Genomic DNA, 21,118 nt, shown 5'->3' with positions numbered 1-21,118 from the left:
CGTGTGTCGACCCCTGCGGTCGGGCGTGTCCTAACTCGACTGCCCCCGGTTGCAATGATCGCGCGAAGGTACGACATCGCCGAGAAGCGAGCGACTCTCGCGGGCGAGGGCGTATCGGCCAGCGGTGCAGGGCAGGCAGTGTGGCCAACGAGCGACACTCGCGGGCGAGAACGTGTCCTTGCGGACTTCCCGTTCGAGGCGGCGCAACTCGAGCGACATTCGCGGGCGAGGGAGTGTCGGTGTCTCGCGGGATCATTTGAACCGGGGGCGTTTGCGTCGCGACACGCCCGAGCGCGGGGGTCGCGGCCGCGCCGTTTCCCTTCGCACTTCCGGCACTTATACGGCGGTGGCCGGTCCGGAGCTTCGCTCCGGACCGGCCACCGCCGTCGCATTTACCGCTTGACGCGGATCGTCTTCACTTCGAACGGGCGCAGCGTGACCGGCACATGAGTCGTGCCGTCAGGCATGCGCACGGTCTCGATCGCGTCGCCGGGGCGTTCGATCAGGTCCGTACCGATGACCGCGCCGACCGGGACGTCGGCGAGTTCGATCGAGGTCGACACGCGCGAGCCCGTCGACTCGTAGACGCGCACCACGACATCCCCAGAACGGTCGTCGGCCAGCTTGACCGCGCTGACGATCACCGCCGCGTCCTGCGAGGTCGCCAGCGCTCGCGGGGCCGCGCCCGAAGCCGCCCGCAGCGGGGACTGGAGGGCCCAGCCCGCCTCGGTGGCCGAGGCCGGGGTGGCGCCGACCATGACGCCGAAGCGCATCCGGTGGCGGCCGCGGTCGGCGCGGGGGTCGGGGAACTTGGGGGCCCGCAGGAGCGAGAACCGGGCGTTTTGGACCACGTCGCGGCCCTCGCTCTCGCGGGCGACGTCGAAGCCGTGGCTGGACTCGTTGAGGAACGCGACCCCGAAGTCGGGTTCGCGCACCAGGAACCAGCGCTGCGCGTGGGTCTCGAACCGCGCGGCCTCCCACGAGGTGTTGGTGTGGTTGGAGCGGCGGTGGTGGCCGAACTGGGTCTCGGCCACGACCTCGTCGGTGAACACCTCGACGGGGAAGGCGAGCTTGAGGAACTTCTCCTCCTCCTGCCAGTCGATGTCGCAGTCGACGACCAGGACGCGGCCGTCGTCGGACAGCGAGAGCCGCTGCTCGATCGAGGAGTCGCCGAAGGAGCGGCGGACCACCACGGCCTCGCCGTCGAGCGCGACCTCGGCGGGGCCGTCGAGGTCCTCGCGCATCGCGAAGTAGTGCTCGTCGACATCCCAGGCGTCCCACATGTTCGGGAAGTCCTGGTGCAGCTGCAACGCGTTCCCGGCCCGGCCGGGGGCGATGGCCTCGCGGCCGGTGGCGCGGTCGACCAGGCTCTGGACCAGGCCGCGGTCGTCGATCTCGACGCGCACCGACGCCGACTCCAGGACGAACGAGTTCCCTTCCGCGCGTGCCGAGACCGGCGCCGCGGGGTCGGCCACGGCCACGGCGGCGGCCGGGACGCCGCGGCGGGCGACCGGGGCGGCGTTGAGCGCGAGTTCGGCGCCCACGGGGGCCGCGTCGAGGCCGTCGGGACCGGCGCTGACGCCGAGCGCGGCGAGGGCCTCTTCGATGATGCGGCGCAGCGAGGCCGCGACGCGGGCGTAGCGTTCCTCGGCCTCGCGGTGGACCCACGCGATCGAGGTCCCGGGGAGGATGTCGTGGAACTGGAGGAGCAGGACCTCCTGCCACAGGGCATCGAACTCGTCGTACGGGTAGGCGTGCCCGGTGCGGGCCGCGGCCGTGGCGGCCCACAGCTCGGCCTCGGCCAGGAGCCGCTCGCTGGTGCGGTTGCCCTGCTTGGTGCGGTGCTGGGTGGTGAACGTGCCGCGGTGGAGTTCGAGGTACAGCTCGCCGCGCCACACGCCGGGGTCGGGCAGTTCGGCCATGGCCTTGTCGAAGAACTCGTTGGGCGACTCGAACACGACCCGCGGGCTGCCTTCGAGGTCGGCCATGCGCTTGGCGCGCGCGAGCATCTCGCGGGTGGTGCCGCCGCCGCCGTCGCCCCACCCGGTGGGGGCCAGGGAGTGCCGCGCCACGGACTTCTCCTTGAACTGCTTCGCCGCGCGCTGGACCTCCTCGCCCGAGAGCTGGGCGTTGTAGGTGTCCATCGGCGGGAAGTGGGTGAAGATCCGGGAGCCGTCGTTGCCCTCCCACAGGAACGTGTGGTGGGGGAAGCGGTTGACCTGGTTCCAGGAGATCTTCTGGGTGAGGAACCAGTCGAACCCGGAGCCGACGAGGATCTGCGGGAGCGCCCCGGAGTACCCGAAGCTGTCCGGCAGCCACGCGCCACGGCATTCGATCCCGAACTCCTCGCGGAAGAACCGCTGGCCCTGACTGATCTGGCGGATGAAGCTCTCGCCGGAGGGCAGGACCGCGTCGGGCTCGATCCACATGCCGCCGATGGGCACGAAGCGCCCGTCCTCGACGGCCTTCTTGACGCGGGCGAAGACCTCGGGGCGGTCCTGCTTCATCCACGCGAACTGCTGGGCGCTCGACATCGCGTAGACGAAGTCGGAGTCCTCGTCCAAGAGCGTGACCATCGAACTGGAGGTGCGCGAGACCTTGCGGACGGTCTCGCGCAGCGGCCACAGCCACGCGGAGTCGATGTGCGCGTGGCCGACCGCCGAGAGGCGGTGCGCGCTCGGCTCGGCCGGGCTGGCGAGGACCTCGCGCAGCTCCTCGCGCGCGGCGGCGGCCGTGCCGGGGATGTCCTGGAGGTCGACGCGGTCGAGCGCGGCGTTGAGGGAGCGGAGGATGCGGGCGCGGCGCGCGGACTCCTCGGGGAGTTCGACGGCGAGCTGGTGGAGGACCTCGACGTCGTGGACGAGTTCGTAGACCTCCTCTTCGAACACGCACACGTCGACGCGGCGGATCCGGTACAGCTCCTCGTCGCTGGAGGTGAGGACGTCGCCTTCCTCGGTGGGCAGGAAGGGGTGGTAGTCGAGCAGGACGGGGTTCGAGGCGGCCTCGACGTAGTACTCGATCCGCTCGCCACCCCTCGCCTGGGGCGAGACGGGGATCCACTGCGCGCGCGGGTTGAGCGAGCGCACGGCCTCGCCGTCTGCGGTGTAGACCAGGCCTTCGGCCTGGAAGCCGGGCATGTTCGGGTCGAAGCCGAGGTCGGCGAGGATCTCGACGCGGCGGCCCGCGAAGGACTCGGGGACTTCGCCGGTCAGGCGCAGCCAGGTGGTGCCCCACGCGCGACCCCACCGGTCGCCGACCTTGATCGGGGCGTACTCGGAGCTCAGGCCCTGCGCTGAAGGAATGGGCTCGCCGTCGACCGCGTGCGCGGCGATGTCGAGGGGCTGGGGCTGGGAGTAGACGGCCGGACGCAGGCGCTCGGTCAGCACCCGCGTGACTCGACCCAGGGTGATGGTCTGGTTGTCATGCATCTGCGGTACTTCCTTCCTTCGCGGGCACCTCGTCGTGCGCGCGGACGGCGTTCGATTCAACCAGGCGAATCCGGGGATGACCACCGTCTCGGGCCTGGTCCATGTAGGCGGTCCAGAAATCTCCGCCGGGGGCGAGCGCGGCCCGGCCGCCGACGGCGGCGAGGTCCAGGTCGATCACGGACGGGTTCGCTTGGGGGGTCTGCTCTTTGGCGCGCGCGACCGCTTCTCTGACGAGGCGGCCCTCGGGTTTGATCCGGCCGTGCTCGTCGATCAGGCCGAGGTCGTATTCGAGTTCGGGGAAGTCCCCGAGGGATCGGCTCACGTCGTGCGAGCACCACCAGGTGATGCCGAACAGGCCTGGGGCCTCAGCGAGTTGCTCGACGGTGCCGTCGATGAACCCCTGAATGGATTCGGCGGGCAGCACGTTGCGCGGCGCGCCGAGTTCCTGGGCCCAGATACCGCGGCCCGGATCGGTCTGGAACGCCCTGGCGACCTCGACCATGTAGCGCGCGTGCGCGCGGGTCTCGAACGCGTCGGGTCCGAACCGCTGCGCGGTGCCGTTGAAGACCCACGAGTGCGCCACGCTCAAGTCGCCTTGGCGCGCAACGTGTTCGAGGGTGAACGGCTGCGTGTCGTCGTACCAGCTCGCGTCGTAGCAGGCGTGCAGCGCCAGCAGTCCGGGCGCGCCGGTGCGGATCGCGCCGATCATGCGGTCGAGCCAGGCCGAGATCTCGGGGGTCGTGGCCGGATGCGGCTGCGGGTGGACCGTGCCGGTGAACTGGTTGACCTCGTTGCCCACGGTCACGGCGAACGCGTTCGGGTGCGCCGCCGCGGTACGCGAGAGCGCCTCCAGGTAGCGGGCGGTGGCGGCCACCGCGTGCTCGTCGGTGAACATGTTGCGGTCGTGCCAGGAGACCAGCCAGGACGGCAGGAAGTCGAAGCTCGACAGGTGCCCTTGGAGGCCGTCGACCGCGACGTCGAGGCCGCGTTCGTCGGCGAGTTCGATGACCCGGTCGAGATGGCCCAGCGCGGCCGCGCTGATCGCGGTGGGGTTGGGCTGGAAGATCGGCCAGAGCGGGAACACGCGCACGTGGTCGGCCCCGAGCTCGCGTATCGCGTCGAAGTCGCGGGCGACTTCGCCCGCGTCGAAATCGATCCAGTGGTGGAACCACCCGACGCGCGGCGTGTAGTTGACGCCGAACCTCATGTGCTACCTCTCTTCGCTCACCGTCGGTGCGCCCCGCGGGGCTCGGTCGTTGTCACCGTTACTGTAGCGCTTTAGTCAAGCGCCGCCCGCGCTCGCTCCGGCCCCTCGGATACTGTCGACGATCAAGCAGTTGAGCAGAGGGAGTCCGGCATGGTCGACGAAACCACCCCCGCCGATCCACCGCGCAAGCGCCGACGCGTGACGATCGCCGACATCGCCGAGAGGGCCGGGGTCACCAGCGGCGCGGTGTCGTTGGCGGTCAACGGGAAACCGGGCGTCTCGGACGCGACCCGGGCCCGCATCCTGGACGTGGCCAGGGAGCTGCGCTGGCGGCCCAGCCACGCGGCGCAGACGCTCATGGGGAAGAACTCCGAGGCGGTGGGCCTGGTGCTCGCCAGGCCCGCGGAGGTGATCGGGGAGGAGATCTTCTTCTCGAAGTTCATCGCGGGCGTGCAGGCCACGTTGAGCGGGCGCGGCTTCTCGCTGATGCTCCAGATGGCCGAGGACACCGCGGCCGAGAGCGCGATCCACCAGGCGTGGATCCTCGACGGCCGGGTCGACGGCATCCTGGTGCTCGACCCGCGCATCGACGACCCGCGCATCGAGGCGCTGGCGAGCCTGGACCACCCCACGATCGTGGTGGGCGGGCACACGAACGAGAAGTCGATCCGGTCCCTCGAGGTCGACAACGCCGGGGCGATGCGGCTGATCATGGACCACCTGCACGGGCTCGGGCACGACCGCGTCGCCTACGTGACCGGCGATCAGGCCTTCCGGCACATCTCCGAGCGCATGGACGCGTTCTCGGAGTTCTGCGTCGACCAGGGCGTGTGGGGCCAGTCGCTGGCCGGGAACTTCGACCCCGAGCGGGCGCGGGAGGCCACGGCGCGCCTGGCCGGGGCCCCGCGGCCGCCCACGGCGATCGTGTACGACTCCGAGGTCATGGCGATCGCGGGGATGAGCACGCTCGCGTCGCTGGGGCTGGCGGTGCCCGGGGACGTGTCGGTCCTGTCGTGGGAGGACTCCACGACCTGTCAGGTCCTGCATCCGACGATCACCGCGCTCAGCCGGGACGCGGTGGCGCTGGGTCGCACCGCGGCGGCCGAGATCCTCCAGCTCATCGCCGGTGAGGCGGTCGAGCAGGAGGCCGTGGCGACCCGGGTGGTGCACCGCGAGTCGACCGGCGCGCCGCGCGCGTGAGGGGGTCGGCTTGACAAGCGGAGCATCGCAGTGTTTGGATGCAACTAAAGCGCTGTAGTATCCGAACCGATTCGGATACGCGTCACCCCTTTTCGGTTCAAGGAAGAAGCGAGAAATGAAGCTGTTCACACGCCTGGGCAAGCTGGCGGCGGTCGCCGCGGCAGGATCCCTCGTCCTCTCCGGGTGCACCGGCGGCGGCGCCGACACCGGCACCAGCGGCCCCATCGACACCTCCGGGGAACTCTCCGGCACCATCAAGTTCCAGACCTGGTCGCTCCAGAACGAGACCTTCACGCCCTACTTCGAGGGGCTCATCGCCGACTTCGAGGCCGAGCACCCCGACGTCACGGTCGAGTGGATCGACCAGCCCGGCGAGGGCTACCAGGACAAGATCCTCAGCCAGGCCTCCTCCGGCACCCTGCCCGACGTGCTCAACCTGCCCCCGGACATCGCGTTCCCGCTGGTCCAGGCCGGGCAGCTGCTCAACCTCGCCGAGGCCGACCCCGAGCTCGAAGCCAAGTACAACGCGGGCGGCTGGCAGGCCTACAGCGAGTTCACCGGCGTCGAGGGCACCTACGGCCTCCCCTGGTACCTCGGCAGCGACGTGTCCTGGTGGGACCTCGCCAAGCTCGAACCGTACGGCGTGACCCAGGAGAACCTGCCCGCCACGGTCGACGAGTGGCTGGCCCTCGGCGAACGGGTCGCGGCCGAATCCGACGGCGACGTCATGCTCATCTCGTCCATGCCGACCGTCGACGTGTTCATCGCCAACGGCATCGAGCTGATGGACGAGGACGGCACGTTCATCTTCAACACGCCCGAGGCCGCCGCGCTGGTCCAGGGCTACGCCGACGCGTACGCCGCCGGGGCCATGCCGCCCGAGGCGCTGACCGGCTCCTACGCGGGCAACGCCGAGATGTTCCTCCAGGGCAAGGTCGCCTTCACCACCGGCGGCCCCGGCTTCGCCGGCGACCTGGAGACCAAGGCCCCCTCGCTCCTGGAGAGCACCGTCGCGACCCCGCGCCAGGGCATCCCGCCGCTGTACGTGCAGGGCATCAACGTGGCCTCGACCTCGGAGAACCCGGCCACCGCGCTCGCGTTCGCCGAGTACGTGACCAACCAGCAGAACCAGGTCGAGTTCACCACCCTGGCCGCCGGGTTCGCGCCCGGCACCGCCGAAGGGGCCGAAGAGGTCGCCGCCACGGTCACGCAGGACATGACCCCGGCCCAGGCCGACGCCCTCAACGTCATGTTCACCGCCCTCGAAGGCGGGCGCGCGATGCCGTTCCAGTGGACCGGCTCGATGACCGACTACGCCACGCAGCAGCTCGCCCTCGCGGTGCGCGGCGACACCACCGCCCAGGAGGCGCTCGACGCGATCGTGGCCTACGCCAACGAGAACCGCATCGACCAGTAGCGAGTGCGGCCGCGCCGACCCTCCGGCGCGGCCACCGCTCGACCCGAAGCGCCAGGCACCCAGAGGAAAGCAGACCCTTGAGATCCCACAAATGGTTCACCCCTTGGCTTCTGGCCGGTCCCGCCCTCATCTGGGTGCTGGTCTTCTCCCTGTGGCCGTTCGTCAACACGGTCATCTTGAGCTTCACCGACGCCCGGCCGCTGCGCCCGGCCCAGCCGGTCGGGTTCGCGCAGTACGAGCGGCTCCTCTCAGACGAGCAGTTCGGGTACGCGCTCATCACGTGCCTGGTGTTCGTGGTGGTGTGCGTGCCGCTGTTGACGATCCTGCCGCTGCTCTTGGCGCTCCTGGTGGAGAAGCAGATCCCCGGCATCGCGATCTTCCGCACCACCTTCTACTTCCCCGTGGTCGCCTCGGCCGTGGTCGTGGCGCTCATCTGGAGCTGGATCTTCGACAGCCGCGGCGTCCTCAACCAGGCCCTCGAATGGATGGGCCTGGTGGACAAGCCGATCGCGTTCCTGGTCGACCGGTGGTGGCTGCTGGCGTGCGCGATCCTGCTGACCGTCTGGAAGGGACTCGGCTACTACATGGTCGTGTACCTCGCGGCCCTCGGCAACGTGGGCAAGGAACTCCACGAAGCGGCCATGATGGACGGCGCCGGGCCGTTCCGCCGCTTCCTCAACGTCACCATCCCGGGTGTGCGGGGCGCGATGATGCTCGTGTCCGCGCTGGTCGCCGTCTCGGCCATGCGCGTGTTCACCGAACTCGACATCCTCTCCAACGGCACCGGCGGCCCAGGGGGCTACGACATGTCGATCGTCATGCTCATCCGCCAGGTCGGGTCCGGCCTGTCCGGCAACCTCGGCTACGCGGCCGCCATCAGCGTGGTCCTGTTCCTGCTGACGCTCCTGCCGCTGCTCGGCATCGCATTCATGAACCGCGAGAAGAAGACGAAGGTGCCCGCATGACCGCTGCGACCGAACGCCCCGAGGCCCGGCGGGCGAAGCGGGCCCGCACCACCCGGCGCGGCCGCGGCGCGGGCGACCCGACCAAGCCCACGATGGCCGGCCTGATCCTGCGCTACGCGCTGCTCCTCCTCGTGTTCGCCATCGTGATCGGCCCGCTGCTGTGGCAGCTCTCGACCTCGTTCAAAGGCCCCGGCGAAGACCTCTACTCGTTCCCGCCCAGCCTGATCCCGCAGGAGCCGACCTTCCAGAACTACGGCACGGTCGCCGAGGTCGTGCCCGTCTACCGCTACGCGTTCCACTCGCTGCTCGTCGCGACCGGGTCGGTGCTGACGAACGTGGTGCTGGCCGTGCTCGGCGGCTACGCACTGGCGTGCATGCGGTTCCGCGGCAAATTCATCGTCCTGGGCGTCCTGCTCTCCACGATGCTGCTGCCCGCCGAGGTCACGATCACCTCGAACCTGTTGACCGTCAACGGACTCGGCCTCGGGAACTCCCTGTGGGGCGTGTTCCTGCCCGGCGCGATCGCGGCCATGAACGTGCTGCTCATCGCCACCGCCTGCCGCATGATTCCGAAAGACGTGCTCGACGCGGCCGTGGTGGACGGCGCGACCACCTGGCAGCGCATCCGACACGTGGTGTGGCCCAACGTGCGCGGCATGGCCAGCGTGGTCGCGATCTTCACCTTCATCGGGGCGTGGGACGACTACCTGTGGCCGCTCATGGTCCTGACCGAGCCGTCGAAATACACGCTGACGGTGGGCATGGCGTACCTCAACTCGAACTTCTCACCCGACCCGCGCTTGATCGCGGCGGGGACTATGGTGGCGCTCGTGCCGATCATCGTGGTCTTCTCGATCCTCCAGCGGTACTTCTTCAAAGGCGTTCAGGAAGGCGCGGTCAAAGGTTGAGCGAACTGATCGAGGCCGACGGCCCGGCCGACCCGCCCTCGTCCAGGCCCCACGCCGGTGTGCTCGGCGGGCAGGTGTTCGCCTACCGGTTCGACCCGGGCGAAGGCGCGCAGCGCGTCGCGGTCCCGGGCCTCGAATCGGTGCGGATCAGGCCGGACACGGTCGTCGAGTGGGCGTTCTACGCCGACGGCCCCGACGCGGTGCACGCGCCGCACGCCGCGCTCGCGGTCACGATCGACGTCGCGTTCGCGGACGGGTCGCGCCTGAGTGACGAAGCGCGCGTTCGGGACCGCTACGACGTGGCGATCGACCCCGAGGCGCAGTTCGCGGCCGCGTGGTCGATGCCCGAGCAGTGGAACGCCGATGCCGTCGCACTCGGGGCGTGGGCGGGACGCGAGGGGGCCGTCGAGGTCGTGCTCGGTACGTCCACTCTGGAGGGCACCGAGGCTTCGGGATTCGTTGAAGTCGTCGTCTCCACCCGCGAGACAAGCGACCTGTCCCCCGCCGAGCGGGTCGACACGCGGCGCGGCAGTCATTCCGGGTCGCGGTTCTCGCGCGGGAACACCATCCCGATCACCGCACGGCCCCACGGCTTCTGCTTCCTGACCCCGGCGACCGACGCCGCGAATTCGGCGTGGCCCTACCGGTGGTCGGTGCACGACGACCCGCAGGGCCGCAGGCTCGAAGCGGTGCAGTTCTCGCACCAGCCGAGCCCGTGGATCGACGATCGCGGTGTGCTGCAACTGATGCCGTTCACCGGGGAGGCGGTCTCGTCGCGTTCGGGACGCAGGCGTTGGATCGAACCCGGGTCGGAGGTCGCCAGGCCGCACGTCTACCGCGCGGACCTCGGCTGCCTCGATCTGGAAGTGACCGCGACCGATCACGGCGGCGCGTTCCGGGCCCGCGCCGAAGGGGCCGTCGGTTTCGTGGTCGACCAGCTGACCGATGCCGGGGAGCTGCATGTCGCCGCCGACGGTTCGTTCCACGGGTGGATCCCCGAGGGCTCGGCCGATTGGGGCAACGCGCCGCGCACGTACTTCGCCGGGCGCGCTTCCTCGGCGGTGACGGCGACCGGGATGCTCGACGACGACGGCAGACCGCGCACGGCGGGCTTCATCGCGGGCAGTGGGGAACTCGAAGTGCGCGTGGCGCAGTCGTTCCTCTCGGTCGAGCAGGCGCGGCGTTCGCTGGAGCAGGAACTGGGCGAGGAGCACTCGTTCGAAGACCTCCGCTCGGCGTTGCAAGCGGAGTGGGACGGGCTGCTCGACGCGGTCGAGCTGCCTGAGCTTGAACCGGATGACCGTGAGTTCCGTTCGCTCGCCGACGAAGAGCACCGGGCCCGCGCGGCGAGCGCGCTCTACCGGCTGCACCTGTACCCCAATCGCGCGGCCGAGAACACCGGCACCACCGATGAGCCACAGTGGACGTTCGCGGACCCGATGGTCCCGGCCGGGCCCGGCGGCCCTGCGGCCGTCGAGGGCTCACTGTTCGTCAACAACGGCTACTGGGACACTTACCGCACCACCTGGACCGCGTTCGCGCTGCTCGATCCGGCCGCCACGGGCGCGATGCTCGACGGGCTGCTGGAGCAGTGGCGGCGCGGCGGGTACATGGCGCGCTGGAGTGGGCCGGGGTATGTCGACTGCATGGTGGGCACGTCGTCAGATCAGATCTTCGCCGACGCCGCACGCTGGGGCGTGCCGTTCGCTCGCGAAGACGCCTTCGCGAGCGCGTGGCGCAACGCGTGCGAGCCCGCGGCCGATCCTCGCCAGGGCCGCAAGAGGATCGACCGGGCCCGGTTCACCGGGTACGTCTCGAGCGCGGTGCCCGAGGGCATGAGCTGGAGCCTGGAGAACGCGGTCAGCGATGACGGGATCGCGCGGTTCGCGTCGCAGCTGGCCGAAGCCGGGGACGCGGCGCGGTACCGGGCGTTCGCGCGGTACTTCGCGAACCGGTCGCGGTCGTACCGGGTGCTGTTCGACGCCGAGGCTGGTTTCTTCAGGGGCCGTGGTGATGACGGCGAGTTCGCGGCCGAGCCGTTCGACCCGCGTGTGTGGGGCGGCGACAACGTCGAGACGAACGCGTGGGGCATGTCGGTGAGTGCGGTCCATGATGGACCCGGGCTCGCGGAGTCGTACGGCGGCCCGGCCGGGCTGCGCACGCACCTGGACCGCCTGTTCGCCGAGCCCGAGACCGCCGACGAGGCGTTCGGGGGCACGTACGGCACGGTCATCCACGAGCAGCGCGAGGCGCGGGCGCAGCGCTCGGGCATGTGCGCGATCTCGAACCAGCCCGCGCACCACATCCCGTGGATGCACGTGTTCGGCGACGAGCCTTGGCGCGCGGGCGAAATCGCGGCGGGCCTGGCCCGGCGGCTGTTCGCCGGGGCCGTGATCGGCCAGGGGTTCCCCGGCGACGAGGACAACGGCGAGATGAGCATGTGGTGGCTGTGGTCGGCCTTGGGGCTGTACCCGCTGCTGCTCGCTTCGGGTGAGCTGCGGATCGGCAGCCCCCTGTATGACGACGTATCGGTGCGGACCGGCGGCGGGCGGCTGCGAATCCGTTCGCGCCGTTCGACTCCGGAGGCCGCCTACTTGGTCGAGGCGCGCGTGAATGGAGTGGCGCTGGATCGCCCGGTGCTCGACGTGGCCGCGTTCGCCGGTGATGTGGAGTTGGAACTGCGGTTCACCGACGACGCGGCCGAGGCCTCGCGAAGCCCGTTGTGGCAAGGGAAGTCGACGGTCGAGCCGTGGCGACCGGACCTCACCGGGACCGAAGGCGGCGCGGTCGGGTCCATTTCGGATTCGGCGATCGTGTTCGACGACGGCCAATCGGGCGCCTCGGTGTCCCTGGCCCCAGACGATTGGGCCGGCTGGGATTTCGAGCGGAGCGTACGCGTCACGGACGTGACGGTCACCGCCGAGAGCGATGGCGAGTTCGTGTGGGAGGCCAGCGACGACGGCACCCGGTGGCGCCCGCTCACGACCACGCACACCGAAGCGCTGCATGCCGATCGCACCACACCGTTCACATTCGCCGAACCGGTCGAAGCAAGAATGCTCCGCGTGCGAGCCGTCTCGGCCCTGAGCCTGCGCCAGCTCGAACTGTTCAACCTGGACTGAACGGGGGCGGTGCGGTTTCGCGCCGCCCCCGAAGGTCTGTTAGTGCGGGTCGTGGACCGTGTCGAGTCCGGTGAGCGGCTTGGTGATTCCCGAGATGTAACTGGCGTGGTTGCCGGCTACGAGGTTGTAGGTGATGATCGCGCCGTAGCCCTCGTTGACGGTACGGTTCGCGAAGTTCGCTGCCGTGCCCGAGGAGGTCTGGGTGAGGTCGATCGCGCCGGGGGCGAGCTGGGAGTCGTCCATGCCGGTCACCGAGGGCACGCTCCACTGGCCGTACCAGGGGTTCCAGGAGTAGTCGAGGATGTCGCCCGCGCGGATGCCGCCGTATTCGGTGGCTCCGGCGGCCGGGCCGATCTTGTAGAACGTGATCAGCTTGTCCGGGCCGAGCCGGTCGCGCAGCTCGTCCACCAGGTACACGAAGGAGCTGGCGTTGGCCGGCCCGTTGCCGCCGCCGTTGTAGTTGGAGTACTCGTCGTCGAAGTCGATGCCGTCGAGGCCGTAGTCGCTGACCACGGCGGCGAGTTCGTCGGCGAACGCGGCCGCGGTCTCGCGGGACGGGAAGTTCGCGATGCCCGCGGGTTGGTGGTTGCCCAGAATGGACAGCAGGACCTTGATGCCGCGCTGCTGGAGCGGGCGGATCTGGTTGGCGGCGTCGCTGAGCGTCTCGGTCACGCGCTCGTTGAGGTGGAGGTAGGCCGAGCCCGATCCGCTGTCGTAGTTGATGTTCGCGGCGAAGATGATCGCGATGTCGAACGCGGGCCGGTTCGTGCCTTGGAGGGTGTAGTCGGCGGCGTTGGCCATGTCGTTGTCGTTGACCTCGACGTAGACGATGCGCTTCGCCTCCGCGGCTTGGCGGGTCGTGGGGGCGGCCGAGGCGGCGGAGGCCACCGAGAGGCCTCCGGCGGTCAGCGCGAGCGCGCCGATCGAGGCGGAGGCGGTGCGCCGCAGCACACTGCGGCGGTCGATGGGTTCGGTCATGAGGAGTCACCCTTCTGCGTCGTTGCATGGTGACCACGTCTCCGTGGCTGAGCTTGACTATAGCGCTTAAGTACGCATGGCGATAGGGTCAGCGACTGGTCTTCTTGTACAAGCAAGCGTTTGACTCAAGCGCATGATCGGGGCAATTCGCATCAGTTCCGGGCGCACGCCAAAGGGCCGACCGTCGCGATGACGGTCGACTGTGGACTTGCGATCGGTTCAGGAGAGGAGGTCGGTCTCCCAGCCGTGGTCGTCGAGGGGGCCCCTCGGGCCCTTGACGAGGCGGTAGTGCTCCACGGCGAAGGCGTCGCCGAGTTTGTCGCCGAGCATGTCGAGCCAGTCGCCGGGGGCGATCTGAGTCGCGTACTCGGTCATGGCCTCACGCTTGCGGGCGGTGGCCTCGGCACTCGCGGTGATCGCGGCGTCGATCTCGTCGTCGGGGACCCCGAAAGGCAGGTCCTCGACTGCGGCCACGCCCGCGAACGGGTTGTCCGGCGCGTTGGCGAAGGCCCCGAACTGAGCCTCGATCGCACTGCGCGGCATGGTGGTCCAGTAGATCTTGGCGATGTCGTGGGCGGTGCCGAGGTCGGGGCGGAACTCGTGGTCGGCGGCGAGTTCGGCGGCGCGCATCGCCACCCGGTGGGCCTGGATGTGGTCGGGGTGGCCGTAGAACCCGTCGGGGTCGTAGGTGACGAGCACTTCGGGACGGCGGTCGCGGATCACGGCGACCAGGTCGGCGGCGGCCTCGTCCACGTCGGCGCCCCAGAACGCGCGCGGGTGGCGGTTGGCGGGGGTGCCCATCATCCCCGAGTCTCGCCAGCGGCCCACGCCGCCGAGGAAGCAGGTGTCGGCGACCCCGAGCGCGGCGGTGGCGCGGCGGTACTCCCAGTAGCGGTAGCCGCCGAGCTGGTCGGCGCGATCGGCGGCGAGCCCTTCGAGGGCCGGGACGCGGATCTCGCCCTCCTCGCCGAGGGTGCAGGTGACCACGGTCAGGTGGACTTCGGGCCGGGCGGCGTAGTGGGCGAGGGTCGCCCCGGTGCCGACGGTCTCGTCGTCGGGGTGGGCGTGGACGAACAGGATGCCGCGTGCGCTCATGGGGCAAGCCTAGCCAGCGGCCGGGTGGACACGCGCCACTCAGGTCCCGTCAGTCACCTTGAGGGCGCAGATGAAACTTTGCAATCTACAGTCCCAGTAAGAGAAAAGCTCGTAATTGTGATGCACCCCATGCGCTTCGGTCGCACTATTGGGGCTATCCTGCGCTGATGACCACGACCGAAGACACTGCCGTCTCGTCGCCGCCGAGGGCCGCCATCAAGGCGCGGAACCTGCGGATCGACAACTGGAGGCGGGGCCCGATCCTGACGGTTCTCGGCATCACCGCCTGGGTCGCGTACGCGACCTTCCGGGTCTTCTACCAAGGCGACTACTGGGTCGCCGACTACCACTACCTGACGCCGTTCTACTCCCCGTGCGTCTCCACCGGATGCGTCCCCGAGTCCGCCCACTTCGGACGGTTCATCCCGGACAGTCCGCTCATCCCCTACGCGGCCTTGAGTCTGCCGTTCCTGCTGGCGTTCCGCCTCACCTGCTACTACTACCGCAAGGCCTACTACCGGTCGTTCTGGCTCTCGCCCCCGGCGTGCGCCGTCCCCGACGGGCACGCCAAGTACACCGGCGAGACCCGCTTCCCGCTCATCGGGCAGAACCTCCACCGGTACTTCTTCTATGCGGCCGTGGCGATCTCGCTCATCAACACCTGGGACGCGGTGCTCGCGTTCCACTCCCCCGACGGGTTCGGCTTCGGGATGGGGAACCTCGTCCTGACAGCCAACGTGGTGCTCCTGTGGTGCTACACGCTCGGCTGCCACTCGTGCCGCCACGTCATGGGCGGGCGGCTCAAGCACTTCTCGAAACACCCGATCCGGTACCGCTTCTGGACGATCTCCAGCGCGCTCAACGCCCGCCACATGATGTGGGCCTGGATCACGCTGGCGTCCCTGGCGCTCACCGACTTCTACGTCATGTCCGTGGCCGCGGGCTGGATCACCGACCTCCGGTTCGTCAACTAACGCAGCGTTGGGTAGGGCAGACACTATGAGCGACAACGACATCAACGACGTCGAGCACCTCGCGTGCGACGTCCTCGTCATCGGGGCGGGCGGCGCGGGCCTGCGGGCCGCCGTCGAGGCGCGGCTCGCGGGCAAGAGCGTCATCGTCATCTCCAAGTCCCTGTTCGGCAAGGCCCACACGGTCATGGCCGAGGGGGGCGCGGCCGCCGCGATGGGGAACGTCAACTCGAACGACAACTGGCAGGTCCACTTCCGCGACACGCTGCGCGGAGGCAAGTTCCTCAACAACTACCGGATGGCCGAGCTCCACGCCAAGGAGGCGCCCGAGCGGATCTGGGAACTGGAGACCTATGGGGCCCTGTTCGACCGCACCGCGGACGGGAAGATCAGCCAGCGCAACTTCGGCGGTCACGAGTACCCGCGGCTGGCTCACGTGGGCGACCGCACCGGCCTCGAACTGATCCGCACCCTCCAGCAGAAGCTCGTCTCGCTCCAGCAGGACGACGAGGCGGCCGGGGAGGGCCCGGACCAGCTCCAGGTGATCGACGAGACCACGATCACGGAGCTGTTCACCGAGGGCGGTGTCATCAAGGGCGCGTTCGGGTACCGGAGGGGGACCGGGCGGTTCCTGGCGATCTCGGCGCCCGCGGTCGTGCTGGCCACGGGCGGGATCGGGCGGTCGTTCAAGGTCACCTCGAACTCGTGGGAGTACACAGGGGACGGTCACGCGCTGGCGCTGCGGGCCGGAGCTCGTCTGATCAACATGGAGTTCATCCAGTTCCATCCCACCGGGATGGTCTGGCCCCCTTCGGTTCGCGGCATCCTGGTCACCGAGTCGGTGCGCGGGGACGGCGGGGTGCTCAAGAACTCCGAGGGCAAGCGGTTCATGTTCGACTACATCCCCGAGGTGTTCAAGGCGCAGTACGCCGACAACCCCGAGGAGGCCGACCGCTGGTACACCGACCCCGACCACAACCGCAGGCCGCCCGAGCTCCTGCCGCGCGACGAGGTCGCGCGGGCCATCAACTCGGAGGTCAAGGCGGGCAGGGGTTCCGAGCACGGCGGGGTGTACCTCGACATCGCGTCCCGGCGCGACGCCGAGACGATCCGGCGCGGGCTGCCTTCGATGTACCACCAGTTCAAGGAACTCGCCGACGTCGACATCACCGCCGAGCCGATGGAGGTGGGCCCGACCTGCCACTACATCATGGGCGGCATCGAGGTCGACGCCGACACGGCGGCCTCGGCGGTCCCGGGCCTGTTCGCGGCCGGTGAGGTCTCGGGCGGGATGCACGGCTCGAACCGCCTGGGCGGGAACTCCCTTTCGGACCTCCTGGTCTTCGGGAAGCGGGCCGGGGAGCACGCGGCGGCGCACGCCGAGGCGTCGCAGGTCGCGAAGCTGAACGAGGCCGAGATCGAGGCCGCGGCCGAAGAGGCGTTGCGGCCCTTCGGGAACGACGGCGAGAACCCGTACGAGCTCCAGAACGCGCTCCAGGCGATCAACGGCCGCCTGGTCGGGATCATCCGCCGCGCGGGCGAATTGGAGGAGGCGCTGACGGAGCTGACGGCGCTGGAGCCGCGCATCGACAACGTCACCGCGGTGGGCGGCCGGGCGTACAACCCCGGCTGGCACCTGGCGCTGGACCTGCGGAACATGTACCTGTGCTCGGTGTCGACGGCGCTGGCGGCGCTGGAGCGCGGCGAGTCGCGCGGCGGACACACGCGAGAGGACGCTCCGGGCATGAACCCGGAGTGGCGCAAGACGAACCTGGTGATCACCCTCGACGGCGGCGAGGTGCGGCTGCTGCGTCAGCCGGTCCCCACGATGACCCCGGAACTGCTGGGGCTCTTCGACACCGCCGAACTGGCCAAGTACATGACCCCCGAGGAGTACGGCGAATCCTCGACCAGCGGAGCGGAGGAGACCCGATGAGCACGAGAACCTTCCGGGTGTGGCGCGGCGACGACGAGGGCGGGGACTTCGAGGAGTTCGACGTCCAGGTCAACGAGGGCGAGGTGATCCTCGACGTGGTGCACCGCATCCAGGCCGAGCAGGCGCCCGACCTCGCGGTGCGGTGGAACTGCAAGGCCGGCAAGTGCGGTTCGTGCTCGGCGGAGGTCAACGGGATGCCGCGGCTGATGTGCATGACGCGGATGAACCTCTTCGAGGACGGCCAGACGGTCACGATCACCCCGCTGCGCACGTTCCCGGTGGTCCGCGACCTGGTCACCGACGTGAGCTTCAACTACGAGAAGGCCCGCGAGATGCCCGCGTTCGCCCCGCCGGAGGGCGTGGCCCCCGGCGAGTACCGGATGCAGCAGGTCGACGTGGAACGCAGCCAGGAGTTCCGCAAGTGCATCGAGTGCTTCCTGTGCCAGAACACCTGCCACGTGGTCCGCGACCACGAGGACAACAAACCGCCGTTCTCGGGCCCGCGCCTGTTCATCCGCGCGGCCGAACTCGACATGCACCCGCTCGACGCGAGGGACGACCGCCGCGAGCACGCCCAGGACGACCAGGGCATGGGCTACTGCAACATCACCAAATGCTGCACCGAGGTCTGCCCCGAGCACATCCGCATCACCGACAACGCGATCATCCCCATGAAGGAACGCGTCGCGGGCGACCGCTACGACCCTCTGGTGTGGCTGGGCCGCAAGATCTTCCGCAAGGGAAAGAAGGCCGAGGCCAAAGCCGACTGACGGGCGGGGCGCAGCGGACGTGACCGCGTCGCCCAGAGCCGAAGGCACGGAGCTCGCGGCGAAGCGGCGCTCGGCGGCCTCGCCGGGTTGCGATGTCGTACCCGGGCGGGAGTATTGCATCGGGGGCGCTTGCGAATGTCCGTTTTGAAGGCTGACGCCGGGAACCGCCGTATTCATGTTCCGGGGGGCCGTCGCGATGCGACGGCCCCCCGAAACTCGTCCCACTACTCGCCCGCGGCCTGGACCAGGTCGATCTCGACCACGATGTTGCCCCTCGTGGCGTTCGAGTACGGGCACACCTGGTGCGCCTTGGCGACCAGGCCCTCGGCGACCTCGCGCTCAGCGCCAGGCGTCGCGACCTCGAGAATCGCGTTCAGGCCGAAGCCCTCGCCCTCCTTGCCGATCCCCACGCTGGCCTCCACAGTGGAAGCGCCGAGGTCGACCTTCGCGGCGCGGGCCACGGCCTGGAGCGCCGAGTGGAAGCACGCGGCGTACCCGGCGGCGAAGAGCTGCTCGGGGTTGGTCTTGCCGCCGGGGCCGCCGAGCTCCTTCTGGATGGCCAGTTCGAGATCGATCTGCCCGTCGTCGGTGGCGACGCGGCCATTGCGACCCTCGCCCGAAGAGACGGCGTGTGCGACATACAGCGGTTCCATGGTGTTTCCCCTCTAATTCACTGGTTGATTCGTGCCGGCGAACGGCTTCGGTGAACTCGTGGAGCTTGTCGCGCAACGCGACCAGCTCCTCGTACGGCATCCCCGAGGCGGACCCGACGACCTGGGTGATCTCGCAGCCGCGCCGCTCCAGCTCCGCGCCGGAAGCGGTGAGGTGCACCGTGACGCGCCGCTCGTCCGCGACATCACGCCGCCGCTCGACGAACCCGGCCGCCTCCAACCGCTTGAGCAGCGGCGACAACGTCCCCGAATCGAGCTGCAACGCACCCCCGAGGTCCCCCACACTGCGCCCGTCCCGCTCCCACAACGCCATGAGCACCAAGAACTGCGGATACGTCAACCCCAACTGATCGAGCATCGGCCGATACAACCCGACGACAGCCCTCGAAGCCGCATAAAGCGCAAAACAAGCCTGCTCACCAAGCCTCGGCGTCACGTCCATGCCAAAACAGTAGCGCACAACTTAGTTGTGAACAACTTAATTACGAACGGCAACCCTCCGTTACCATGTGCGGCTATGCCCCTGAATGCATCAAAATCGTTCGGAAGCAACCGATCCCAAGACACTCACGTGACGAGTCGAGGCGACGATGATCGGGCCTGAGCAAGTCGACGAGTTCCTCGATCTCGTGACCGGCGTGGTCGCGGCCAGTCTCGGTTTCGGCGCCCTGCTCGTCGCCGGGGCCGTCCTGCTCGCGGTCGTCCGAGTCCGACGGCTGCCGCGAGTCCACGCCGCGGAGTCGAGCACGGAGCCTCACTGATGTGGACGCAGCACCCCGCCGTCATCATGGCCGCGCAATGGGTGGTCAGCATCGCCGCCGCAATGACCCTGGCGGCGATCATCCTGACGATCGTCACGGGTTCGTATTGGGCAGCCCTGTTCATCACCAGTCGGATCGTGCCGGTGGTGAACGAGGAGGGATACCCGCTCGAAGGGGTCGCGGCACTGCGCCACACCCACTACCGACTGAAGGTCTGGCTGGGCCGCGTCTCGTTCTTTCCGTTCCGAAACGATCGATCGTGGTTGCGGATGCTGCGGTTCCACTTCATCCTCATCACGCTCATCGCCTTCGGCGACTTCTTCGTGATCGCGATCGACGAGGGCGGGCGGCCGTTGCACGAGTCGCTGGCAGCCGTTCTCGGGCTGCCGCTGCTGATGCACGCAGGCGCGACTTTCACCGCCAAGACCAACGCCAGGACCGGGTACGCCAAACGCCAGGGATCCGGGCCCGTGACCCGGCACCGGTTCTTCACCGACGAGGAGATCGAGGAGCGCATCGCCGCTGAGGAGCGACAACGCGAAGCGACCGAGCGGTTCTGGGCGTCGTAAGTCGCGGCCGAGGTGGGTTGTCTTTGCTATTGCTCGGAAGGCTGCTTCGGGGTTGGCGAGGACTGGTGGGGGGAAGTTGCCGGCGAGGAGGAGTTCGGCGAAGCCGTGGGCGAGGGACCAGGCGGCGAGGGCGGTGGGGTTGTAGTCGGCGGGGGGGTCGGGTTGGCCGGAGCCGCGGTGGAGGGCGGCTCGGGAGCGGGTCTCGGCGCGGGTGAGGTCGGGGTCGTCCGAGTGGACGAGTTCGGGTCGGAACATGACTTCGAAGTGGGCCCGGTGGTCGATGGCGAAGCGGACGTAGGCGGCGCCCACGTCGAGGAAGTCCCCTGTCTTCCAGGCGAGTTCGAGCGCGTCGGCGAAGCGGTCGAAGCCCTCGGCGGCGACGGCCGTGAGGAGCCCGGCCTTGTCGCCGAAGTGGTGCGCGGGGGCGGCGTGGGAGACCCCGGCGCGTTTGGCGACGGCGCGGAGGCTCAGCGCGCTCGGGCCTGACTCCTCGATCGAGGCGACGGCGGCGTCGATGAGCGCGCGGCGGAGGTCGCCGTGGTGATAGCGGTCGGTCACGACGTCGACTATAGCGTGCATCTTGACAGTGTCAAAGGTCACGAGGCACGCTATAGCGAGCAACTTGACATTGTCAAGACGTGTGCGTACGTTGAAGTCGCACCCACTTGAGATTGGAAACCCTCATGTTCGAATCGGCCATCGCACTCAGCGACGCCTCGCGCGTCATCGCCGGGATCGCCCTGATCACCGTCGTCACGATCGAGTTCGGCGGGACGTTCCTGCTGCGGGTCGCGGGCGGGAAGGTGCCGTTCACCGAGTTCCAGAAGTCGTTCGCGCGCGCCGGGCACGCCCACGCGGGCGTGCTGGTGATCCTCAGCCTCGTCGCGCTCGTGCTGGCGGACGCGAGCGGCCTCGAAGGGTTCTGGGGCTGGACCGCCCGCGCCGCGATCCCGACGGCCGCGATCCTCATGTCCGGCGGGTTCTTCGCCGCGATGGCGGGCAAGGACCGCACCTCGCCGAACGGGGCGATCGCCCTGGTCTACCTCGGCGGCCTGAGCCTCGCCGCCGGAACGCTGACGCTCGGCATCGGCCTCCTCGCCGCTTAGGCGGTGTTTGCGAA

15 protein-coding genes and 3 pseudogenes are annotated in these 21,118 nt (G+C 69.3%); 11 read left to right on the top strand and 7 right to left on the bottom strand.

Translation table 11 applies throughout. The features are described 5' to 3' along the window. Positions 1 to 392: 392 nt before the first annotated feature. Together AB0B28_RS20285 and AB0B28_RS20280 are read right to left on the bottom strand one after the other, a co-directional pair. Positions 393 to 3,428 (bottom strand): glycoside hydrolase family 38 C-terminal domain-containing protein, encoded by a 3,036-nt coding sequence (locus AB0B28_RS20285; RefSeq protein ID WP_360123646.1) that lies wholly within the window; start codon positions 3,426 to 3,428, stop codon positions 393 to 395. Continuing rightward, positions 3,421 to 4,635, bottom strand: coding sequence for a glycosyl hydrolase (locus AB0B28_RS20280; RefSeq protein ID WP_360123643.1), 1,215 nt, complete (start codon positions 4,633 to 4,635; stop codon positions 3,421 to 3,423). Before AB0B28_RS20280 ends, AB0B28_RS20285 begins: the two co-directional genes overlap by 8 nt. A gap of 150 nt (positions 4,636 to 4,785) precedes the next feature. Between AB0B28_RS20280 and AB0B28_RS20275 the strand changes: the two genes are divergently transcribed. The 5 genes from AB0B28_RS20275 (at position 4,786) to AB0B28_RS20255 (ending at position 12,247) form a co-directional block, all read left to right on the top strand. After that, positions 4,786 to 5,835: a LacI family DNA-binding transcriptional regulator gene (locus tag AB0B28_RS20275; protein ID WP_360123640.1), complete on the top strand. Its 1,050-nt coding sequence runs from the start codon at positions 4,786 to 4,788 to the stop codon at positions 5,833 to 5,835. A gap of 115 nt (positions 5,836 to 5,950) precedes the next feature. Continuing rightward, on the top strand, positions 5,951 to 7,252 hold the full coding sequence (locus AB0B28_RS20270) for an extracellular solute-binding protein (protein ID WP_360123637.1): 1,302 nt from the start codon (positions 5,951 to 5,953) through the stop codon (positions 7,250 to 7,252). A 77-nt stretch (positions 7,253 to 7,329) separates the two neighbouring features. Continuing rightward, positions 7,330 to 8,217, top strand: coding sequence for a sugar ABC transporter permease (locus tag AB0B28_RS20265; protein WP_360123634.1), 888 nt, complete (start codon positions 7,330 to 7,332; stop codon positions 8,215 to 8,217). After that, on the top strand, positions 8,214 to 9,125 hold the full coding sequence (locus tag AB0B28_RS20260; protein ID WP_360123631.1) for a carbohydrate ABC transporter permease: 912 nt from the start codon (positions 8,214 to 8,216) through the stop codon (positions 9,123 to 9,125). Before AB0B28_RS20265 ends, AB0B28_RS20260 begins: the two co-directional genes overlap by 4 nt. Continuing rightward, a complete protein-coding gene (locus AB0B28_RS20255; protein WP_360123628.1) occupies positions 9,122 to 12,247 on the top strand; it encodes a glycoside hydrolase domain-containing protein in 3,126 nt (1,041 codons plus the stop codon). Before AB0B28_RS20260 ends, AB0B28_RS20255 begins: the two co-directional genes overlap by 4 nt. A gap of 39 nt (positions 12,248 to 12,286) precedes the next feature. Here AB0B28_RS20255 and AB0B28_RS20250 read toward each other — a convergent pair whose 3' ends face one another. Both AB0B28_RS20250 and mshB read right to left on the bottom strand, forming a co-directional pair. Then, positions 12,287 to 13,225, bottom strand: coding sequence for an endo-beta-N-acetylglucosaminidase H (locus AB0B28_RS20250; RefSeq protein ID WP_360123625.1), 939 nt, complete (start codon positions 13,223 to 13,225; stop codon positions 12,287 to 12,289). A 219-nt stretch (positions 13,226 to 13,444) separates the two neighbouring features. Further along, positions 13,445 to 14,320 (bottom strand): N-acetyl-1-D-myo-inositol-2-amino-2-deoxy-alpha-D-glucopyranoside deacetylase, encoded by an 876-nt coding sequence (mshB, locus tag AB0B28_RS20245; RefSeq protein WP_360123623.1) that lies wholly within the window; start codon positions 14,318 to 14,320, stop codon positions 13,445 to 13,447. A gap of 167 nt (positions 14,321 to 14,487) precedes the next feature. On the opposite strand from mshB, the gene AB0B28_RS20240 reads away from it, so the two are divergent. From AB0B28_RS20240 to AB0B28_RS20230, 3 genes and pseudogenes are all read left to right on the top strand, one after another. Then, positions 14,488 to 15,294 carry a hypothetical protein gene (locus tag AB0B28_RS20240; RefSeq protein WP_360123620.1) on the top strand — a complete coding sequence of 269 codons (807 nt, stop codon included), beginning with the start codon at positions 14,488 to 14,490 and terminating at the stop codon, positions 15,292 to 15,294. A 25-nt stretch (positions 15,295 to 15,319) separates the two neighbouring features. Then, positions 15,320 to 17,227, top strand: coding sequence for a fumarate reductase/succinate dehydrogenase flavoprotein subunit (locus AB0B28_RS20235; RefSeq protein ID WP_360123617.1), 1,908 nt, complete (start codon positions 15,320 to 15,322; stop codon positions 17,225 to 17,227). Further along, positions 17,224 to 17,973 (top strand): annotated as a pseudogene (locus AB0B28_RS20230) (succinate dehydrogenase/fumarate reductase iron-sulfur subunit); the annotation flags it as partial. The gene AB0B28_RS20235 and the pseudogene AB0B28_RS20230, both read left to right, overlap by 4 nt. Before the next feature lie 248 nt (positions 17,974 to 18,221). Here AB0B28_RS20230 and AB0B28_RS20225 read toward each other — a convergent pair. Beyond that, the gene (locus AB0B28_RS20225) at positions 18,222 to 18,650 is read right to left on the bottom strand and encodes an organic hydroperoxide resistance protein (RefSeq protein WP_360123614.1); all 429 of its coding nucleotides are present in this window, start codon (positions 18,648 to 18,650) and stop codon (positions 18,222 to 18,224) included. Positions 18,651 to 18,867: 217 nt separating this feature from the next. Further along, a pseudogene (locus tag AB0B28_RS20220) lies at positions 18,868 to 18,981 on the bottom strand (MarR family transcriptional regulator); the annotation flags it as partial. Positions 18,982 to 19,258: 277 nt separating this feature from the next. Between AB0B28_RS20220 and AB0B28_RS20215 the strand changes: the two are divergent. Together AB0B28_RS20215 and AB0B28_RS20210 are read left to right on the top strand one after the other, a co-directional pair. Continuing rightward, a complete protein-coding gene (locus AB0B28_RS20215) occupies positions 19,259 to 19,429 on the top strand; it encodes a hypothetical protein (RefSeq protein ID WP_360123611.1) in 171 nt (56 codons plus the stop codon). Beyond that, the gene (locus tag AB0B28_RS20210) at positions 19,429 to 19,998 is read left to right on the top strand and encodes a hypothetical protein (RefSeq protein WP_360123666.1); all 570 of its coding nucleotides are present in this window, start codon (positions 19,429 to 19,431) and stop codon (positions 19,996 to 19,998) included. Before AB0B28_RS20215 ends, AB0B28_RS20210 begins: the two co-directional genes overlap by 1 nt. 21 nt (positions 19,999 to 20,019) lie before the next feature. On the opposite strand, the pseudogene AB0B28_RS20205 reads toward AB0B28_RS20210, so the two are convergent. Next, positions 20,020 to 20,577, bottom strand: a pseudogene (locus AB0B28_RS20205) (TetR/AcrR family transcriptional regulator); the annotation flags it as partial. A 104-nt stretch (positions 20,578 to 20,681) separates the two neighbouring features. Here AB0B28_RS20205 and AB0B28_RS20200 point away from each other — a divergent pair. After that, entirely contained in the window at positions 20,682 to 21,104 is a 423-nt protein-coding gene (locus AB0B28_RS20200; protein ID WP_360123608.1) for a hypothetical protein, read from the top strand. Positions 21,105 to 21,118: the final 14 nt, after the last annotated feature.

The sequence above is a fragment of the Glycomyces sp. NPDC046736 genome, assembly GCF_040645615.1.
In the GTDB taxonomy this organism is placed as follows: domain Bacteria; phylum Actinomycetota; class Actinomycetes; order Mycobacteriales; family Micromonosporaceae; genus Glycomyces.
Note: the sequence above shows the minus strand (reverse complement) of the source record. Positions and strands in the feature narration are given on the sequence as shown.